This window comes from Jatrophihabitans sp., from assembly GCF_046262535.1.
GTDB lineage: Bacteria > Actinomycetota > Actinomycetes > Mycobacteriales > Jatrophihabitantaceae > Jatrophihabitans.
This window is the reverse complement of record NZ_JBHEMO010000143.1, coordinates 1-6,901: the sequence shown is the minus strand read 5'-3', so window position 1 is coordinate 6,901 and position 6,901 is coordinate 1. Positions and strand designations below refer to the sequence as shown.

Here is a 6,901-nt window from a genome sequence, read left to right as displayed (position 1 = left end):
GACGTCGTCCAAGGCGATCGCGGCGCACCACGTCGGCAGCCCGGACAGGAAGTTGTACGTCCCGTCGACCGGATCGACGTACCAGGTGCGACCGGATCCGGCGTCGGAGGTCCCCTCCTCGCCGACGATCGCGTCGTCAGGTCGCTCGGCCCGCAACCGCGCGACGACGAGTTCCTCTGCGGCGTGGTCGGCGGCCGACACCACGTCCGAGATCGACGTCTTGTGATGAACGGTCAGTCCGTCCCCCAGCATCCGCGCAGCCAGGGTGCCCGCGTCGCGCACGAGCGCGGCCGCGAGCTCGAGATCCTCCACGGGTCGACGTTAGCCGTCAGAGGACGACACGGACCGCGTGCAGGCGTTCGTAGTGCGGTCGGCTGCGCTCGGCGGCCTCGAGTGCCGCTCCTTCAAGCGAGATCTCCCGCGGACGGTACGGCTCGAACGACGTCGACGCGATCACTGCGTCGTACCAATGCGGCGCCCACACGCCGTCCGAATCCCGAGGGCCCGGCGGCCACGACAACATCGCCGGCAAGAACTCGACGCCCACGTACGAACACAGCCACCGCAGATACGACTCCGGCGCGCCCAGGAAGTCGGCGGCGTCGATCACCGGTGTCGACGGGCCGAGCTGGTCGTACAGCTCTGTCTGCTGCACCAGCCCGATGTCCTCGGCGACGACGTCGGCCCGCGAGCGCACGTACGACGCCACCACCTCGGCCGGGTCGCGGATCAGCAGCACGTTGGTCAGCTGCGGGATCCAGTCGCGGGGAAGCTGCGGGATCAGGTGATGAGTCATGTGCTTCTGGTAGTAGACGCCGTCACCCGGAGCGGTGAGCTCGACGACGACCCTCTCCCACGAAGGCTCGCCCGCCGCGATCACCTCCTCACGGGCCGGATGGTTCAGCCCGGTCTGCTCGAGGTAGTACGCGTAGAGCGGCTCGTCCACCACCCGGGTGTCGGGACGGTTCTCCCACGAGCGCATCAGGGCCGTCGAGATGTTGCGCGGCCCCGACCACATCGCCAGCCGCACGCTGTCGGTCACGGCGCCGTCCGTGCAGCCACATCGGCCCGGACGAGCGACTGGTACAGCGACTGCAGCCGCTCGACCATCGGTCCGCGCGCGCCCGTCCCGATCCGCCGGCCGTCGACCGTGTGCACCGGCACCAGGCCGGCGAACGTCCCGGTCACGAACGCCTCGTCGGCGTTGTAGACCTCGGTCAGGCTGAAGCTGCGCTCGTGGGCAACGATGCCGGCGTCGGCGCAGACGCGCAGCACGTTCGCCCGGGTGATGCCGCCGAGGTTGTACATGCCCGTCGAGGTCCACACCTCGCCCTTGCGCACGATGAAGAAGTGCGTGGAGTTGCAGGTCGCGACGAAGCCGTGCGGGTCGAGCATCAGCGCCTCGTCGGCGCCGGCGGTGTAGGCCTGGATGCACGCGGTGATGTCGTTCAACTTGCTGTGCGAGTTCAGCTTCGGGTCGAGGATGTCCGGCGACGACCGGCGGACGTGCACGGTGAACAGCGACAGTCCGCCCTCGACCGTGGACGGCAGCGGGTCCTTGTACTCGGCGATGATCACCACGGTGGCCGGGCCGGCCGACATGCGCGGGTCCTGGTAGGGCGTCGACTTGGGACCCCGCGTGACCATGAGCCGCACGTGCACGCCGTCGCCGGTCATCCCGTTCGCCTCGAGCGTCCGGTACAGCTGAGCCGTGAGTTCGGCGCGGGTCAGCCCGATGTCGAGCATGATCGCCGCCGCGCCCTCCCAAAGGCGGTCGAGGTGCTGGTCGAGGAACGCCGGGTGGCCGTCGGCGATCCGGAGGCCTTCCCAGACCCCGTCGCCGAGGACGAAGCCGGCGTCGAAGACGCTGACGACGGCCGCCGCGCGGGGCACGAGTTCGCCGTTGACGTTGATCAGGATCTCGGAGTTGCGCGGATCGTCGACGTAGTCGTGCGTCCCGTGGGTGACGTCCATTGCCGGATCATCGCAGGCCACGACTCAGCTGTAATGATCGGTGAACTGCTGGCGCACCACGTTCTTCTGGATCTTGCCGGTGGACGTCTTGGGCAGCTCGTCCACCACGATGATCGACTTCGGAAGCTTGTAGGCGTCGACGTGTTGGCGCATCGTCGCCAACAAGGTGTCGGCATCGACCACCGCGCCCGGCTTGGGCACGACGACGGCGGTGATCGCCTCGCTCCACCGCTCGTGCGGCAGCCCGACGACGACGACCTCGGCCACGTCGTCCGACGCGGCGTAGACCGCCTTCTCGACCTCGATCGACGCGACGTTCTCGCCGCCGGTCTTGATCACGTCCTTGTACCGATCGCTGAACCACAGCATGCCGTCCGGGTCGAGGCGGCCGACGTCGCCGGAGTGGAACCAGCCGTGCTGGAACGCCTCGGCTGTCGCCTCGGGGTTCTTGAGGTAGCCGTTGAGCGCCTGCGGGCCGCGGTAGACGATCTCGCCCTCCGCGCCGCGGTCGAGCAGCTCGCCGTCGGGCGCCATGATCCCGATCTGCACGTTCACCACCTGCGTCCCTACCGCACCGGCGTGGGAGAGCTGGTGCTCCGGCCGGAAGAACGTCGTCACCGGGCTCATCTCTGTCTGCCCGAACGCCAGGTAGAAGTCGCAGCCGAAGGCGTCCAGGCACTGGCGCAGCAGCGCGTCCGGCATCGGCGCCATCGCGTATGCCGCGCGCTGCAGCGAGGACAGGTCGCGCGAGCGGATGTCCGGACGTTCGACGAGCGCGCGGTACATCATCGGCAGCGCGAACATCCGCTCGATGTGCTCGGTCTCGATGAGGTTGAGCAGCGTGTCGGGGTCGAAGCCCCGCAGCAGGTACTGCGTCGCACCCATCATCACCGCCGGCGTGCCGAAACCGTTGAGCTGCGCGGTGTGGAACAGCGGCATCAGACAGGCGATCCGCTCGCCGGCGTGAAGGCCTGTCTCGGCCGCCACCATGAGCGACTCGAGGTAGATGGCGGTGTGGCTGCCGACGACGCCCTTCGGGAAGGACGTGGTGCCGCTCGTGTACAGGTAGCTGATCGGGTCGCGGTCGTCGACGAACACCTCGGGCTCGGCCGCCCCGCCGTCGAGGGCGTCGAAGGGCAGCCACGTCCGGTCGGGCAGCGACTCCTCGTAGGACCCCCCGGTGCCTGGAACGACGAACAGGTCCTGGACGGCCGGGACCTTCTCGACCCCAGGCTGCACCTGGGCCAGCAGCTGGGCCTCGACGACGAGGCCGCGGGACTCGGAGTGGTCGAGCACGTAGGCGATCTCATCCGGCCGCCAGCCGAGGTTCATCGGGACGCAGACCACCCCGAGCTTCGCGCAGGCGAAATAGGTGACCAGGAACTCGGCGCTGTTGCCCGAGGCCAGGGCCAGGGCGTCGCCGCGGGTGTAGCCGCGGTCGCTCAGCGCGTTGGCGACCCGGTTGACCCGCTCGTTGAGCTCGGCGTACGTCCAGCGCCGGTCGCCGTCGACGACGGCCACGTGGTCGGGCATCCGGCCGGCCGTGCGGGTGAGCGCGTCGCCGACGTTCACCCGAGTGATCAGGTTCGAGGCGAGGGCGAGGTCGTCGGTCATGAATCCACGGTGCCACTGCGGCCGCCGGTCGGCCAGGGTCCGTAACCCTTGGACACGTGCTGCGTTGTTACCAGTAGGTAACCAACCGATCCCCCCCGTCGGAGGCCTTTGTGCCCAGTTCTCGCCTTCCTGCCCTGTTCGGCGCCGCCGGGCTCGCCGCTGCCGCCGCCGTAGCGCTGACCACGGGGGGCAGCGCGTCGGCGGATCCGGCCTATACCGTCCAAACCCTGCATTTCGCGACCCTCGTCGGGCCCAACGGCGACCAGCCCTGCGACGTCGTCGGCGATCTGTACACCCCGACCACCGCGACGCCCACCACCCGCGTCCCGGCCATCCTCACGACCAACGGCTTCGGCGGGTCGAAGGACGACCAGGCCGGCATCGGCGCCGCCTTCGCCTCGCGCGGCTACGCCGTGCTGTCCTACTCCGGGCTGGGCTTCGGCGGCTCGGCCTGCAAGATCACGCTGGACGACCCGGACTGGGACGGCAAGGCGGCCTCGCAGCTCATCAGCTACCTCGGCGGCGACCCGGGCATCGCGTTCACCGACGCCGCGCACACGACGGCGGCCCCGACGCTCGACGTCGTCGTCCACGACACGAAGGACCACGCCGGCGTCGCTCGCACCGACGACCCGCGGGTCGGCATGATCGGCGGCTCCTACGGCGGCTCGATCCAGTTCGCGACTGCGTCGATCGATCCGCGGCTGGACACGATCGTCCCGCTCATCACCTGGAACGACCTGTCGTACTCGCTCGACCCGAACAACACCGACCAGACCGTCGGCGTGAGCTCGTCGACGCCGGGCGCGGTAAAGACGAACTGGGCGGCCGGCTTCTCAGGCAAAGGCGTGCTGGACGGGCTGGAGAACGCGCAGGGCGACCCGTCCCGCCTCTACCCGTGCACGAACTTCGCCGACTTCGTCTGCCCCGCCCTGGCGACGGCCGGCACGACTGGCTACCTGCAGCCGGGTGACGTGGCGGCGCTGCGGCACGCGTCCGTCGCGTCGTTCATGACCAAGATCAAGATCCCCACGCTGCTGATGCAGGGCGAGAACGACACGCTGTTCAACCTCAACGAGGCGGCGGCGACCTACAAGGCGCTCAAGGCGCAGGGCACGACGGTCAAGATGGTCTGGCACTCGTGGGGGCACTCCGGTTCCACGCCGGCGCCGGGCGAGCTGAACCTCGGCGCGCCGGACCCGGCCACCCAGTACGAGACCGCCCGCGTCGCCGACTGGTTCGCGCGCTACCTGATGGGCCAGGACGTCGACACCGGTCCGGCCTTCGCCTACTTCCGCGACTGGGTCACCTACAGCGGCATCGCGACGCCGGCCTACGGCACGTCCCCGTCGTTCCCGGTCGGCAAGGACAAGACGTTCTACCTGTCCGGCGGCGGTGCGCTGGCCGGGACGTCCGTGGTGACGTCCGGCTCGCAGACGTTCGTGACGCCGGCGTTCGGTGCCCCGTCGTCGATCAACACGGCGGACGTGATCAGCGGTTACACCGGTCAGGTGCCGCAGGCCGACCTGCCGGGGACGTTCGCGACGTGGACGTCGGGCGCGCTGGGGGCGCCGGTGAACGTGGCCGGCGCGCCGCTCGTCACGCTGCGGGTGTCGGCGCCGAGCGCGGCGGCGACGCAGGACGCCGGCCCGGCCGGGCAGCTCGTCCTCTTCGTCAAGGTGCTCGACGTGGCGCCCGACGGCACCGCCTCGCTCATCCACGGACTCGAGGCGCCGATCCGCGTCCCGGACGTCACCAAGTCGATCGCGGTGACGCTGCCGGCCATCGTCCACCAGTTCGCGGCCGGGCACTCGATCCGGCTCGTCGTGGCCGGCGGCTCGGACAACTACCGCGGTGGCCTGACGTCGGTGCCGGTGACGATCGGGTCCGGGGCGGCCCAGACGCTGGTGCTGCCGCAGGTCACCTGAGGGCGCCCCCGGCGCCGGCCGGGGCGGGCGTAGGTTCGGGGACGTGGCAGAGCGTCCCCGGGTCGGGCACATCCAGTTCCTGAACTGCCTGCCGATCTACTGGGGGCTCGTGCGCGCCGGCACGCTGCTCGACGTCGAGCTGACCAAGGACACGCCGGACCGGCTCAACGACCTGCTCGTCGCCGGCGATCTCGACATCGGGCCGATCTCGCTGGTCGAGTACCTGCGCAACGCCTCGTCGCTGGTGCTGATCCCGGACATCGCGATCGGCTCGGACGGGCCGGTGCTGTCGGTCAACATCGTGTCCCAGCGTCCACTCTCGGAGTTGGACGGACGGCGGGTCGCGATGGGGTCGACCTCGCGCACGTCCGTGCTGCTGGCGCGGATGTGGCTGGAACAGGTGCACGGCGTCCGCCCGGAGTACTTCACCTGCCCGCCCGACCTGACGACGATGCTCCTCGAGGCCGACGCGGCTGTGCTGATCGGTGATGCAGCGCTGCGGGCGACCTACGACGCGCCACGGCGCGGGCTGTCGGTCTATGACCTCGGCTCGGCCTGGCGCGACTGGACCGGGCTGCCGATGGTGTTCGCCGTGTGGGCCGCCCGGCGCTCCTACGCGGAGGCGAACCCGGGGCTGGTGAAGGACGTCCACGCCGCGTTCCTGCGCTCCCGCGACGATGCGCTCGCGCATGTGGACGAGGTGGCGGCGACGGCGGCGCGGTGGGAGGCCTTCGACGCCGCCACCCTCGCGCGCTACTTCCGCACGCTGGACTTCTCGCTGGGGCCGCGGCAGCTCGAGGGGCTGCGCGAGTTCGCGGCGCGGGCCGGGATGCCCGTCGAGCCGGTGTTCGCGGCCGTCTGACTCGGGTTACTTCAGCCCGGGATGGTTCTTGGCCAGGATCGGCAGCAAGAGCGTCCGCGGCGTCACCTGCGCGAACGCGGCCGCCACGCGGTTGGCCCCGCCGGGGATGACGACGAGCCGGCCCTTGGCCAGGCCGTCGATCGCCGCCTTGGCCACCGCCTCGGCGCTGATCCACATGATCTTGGGCAGTGCCGCCTCGGCGTCCTCGTCGGAGAAGCCGGCCGTCTCACCGAAGCCGGTCTTCACCGGCCCGGGGCACAGCGCGGTCGCCGATACGCCGGTGCCGCGCAGCTCGCCGGCCAGGCTCTGCGTGTAGGACAGCACGAATGCCTTACCCGCGCCGTACGCGGCCTGGCCGGGCAGCGGCTGGAACGCGGCGGTTGAGGCCACGTTGAGGACGGCGCCCTGGCCGCGCTCGACCATGCCCGGCAGGAACCGGCTGCACAGGTCGGCCACCGCGACCACGTCCACCTCGACCATGTTCATCTCGGCGTCCGGGTCCGACGCGGCGACCGGGCCGAGC

General features: G+C 70.5%; 7 protein-coding genes. 2 read left to right on the top strand and 5 right to left on the bottom strand.

The genetic code is table 11. The features are described 5' to 3' along the window. The 4 genes from ABR571_RS19055 to ABR571_RS19040 form a co-directional block, all read right to left on the bottom strand. The coding region (locus tag ABR571_RS19055; RefSeq protein ID WP_409454792.1) for an inositol monophosphatase family protein at nucleotides 1-312 on the bottom strand (312 nt) is incomplete at its 3' end. Nucleotides 313-328: 16 nt separating this feature from the next. After that, nucleotides 329-1,042: an HAD family hydrolase gene (locus tag ABR571_RS19050; protein ID WP_409454791.1), complete on the bottom strand. Its 714-nt coding sequence runs from the start codon at nucleotides 1,040-1,042 to the stop codon at nucleotides 329-331. Then, nucleotides 1,039-1,974 (bottom strand): aminotransferase class IV, encoded by a 936-nt coding sequence (locus tag ABR571_RS19045; RefSeq protein WP_409454790.1) that lies wholly within the window; start codon nucleotides 1,972-1,974, stop codon nucleotides 1,039-1,041. Before ABR571_RS19045 ends, ABR571_RS19050 begins: the two co-directional genes overlap by 4 nt. 24 nt (nucleotides 1,975-1,998) lie before the next feature. After that, a complete protein-coding gene (locus tag ABR571_RS19040; protein WP_409454789.1) occupies nucleotides 1,999-3,588 on the bottom strand; it encodes an AMP-binding protein in 1,590 nt (529 codons plus the stop codon). A 110-nt stretch (nucleotides 3,589-3,698) separates the two neighbouring features. On the opposite strand from ABR571_RS19040, the gene ABR571_RS19035 reads away from it, so the two are divergent. Both ABR571_RS19035 and ABR571_RS19030 read left to right on the top strand, forming a co-directional pair. Then, nucleotides 3,699-5,516 carry a CocE/NonD family hydrolase gene (locus ABR571_RS19035; RefSeq protein WP_409454788.1) on the top strand — a complete coding sequence of 606 codons (1,818 nt, stop codon included), beginning with the start codon at nucleotides 3,699-3,701 and terminating at the stop codon, nucleotides 5,514-5,516. Between the two features lie 43 nt (nucleotides 5,517-5,559). Further along, a complete protein-coding gene (locus ABR571_RS19030; protein WP_409454787.1) occupies nucleotides 5,560-6,378 on the top strand; it encodes a menaquinone biosynthetic enzyme MqnA/MqnD family protein in 819 nt (272 codons plus the stop codon). A 6-nt stretch (nucleotides 6,379-6,384) separates the two neighbouring features. Here ABR571_RS19030 and ABR571_RS19025 read toward each other — a convergent pair. Further along, nucleotides 6,385-6,901: SDR family NAD(P)-dependent oxidoreductase (locus ABR571_RS19025; RefSeq protein ID WP_409454786.1), on the bottom strand; the 517-nt coding region annotated here is incomplete at its 5' end.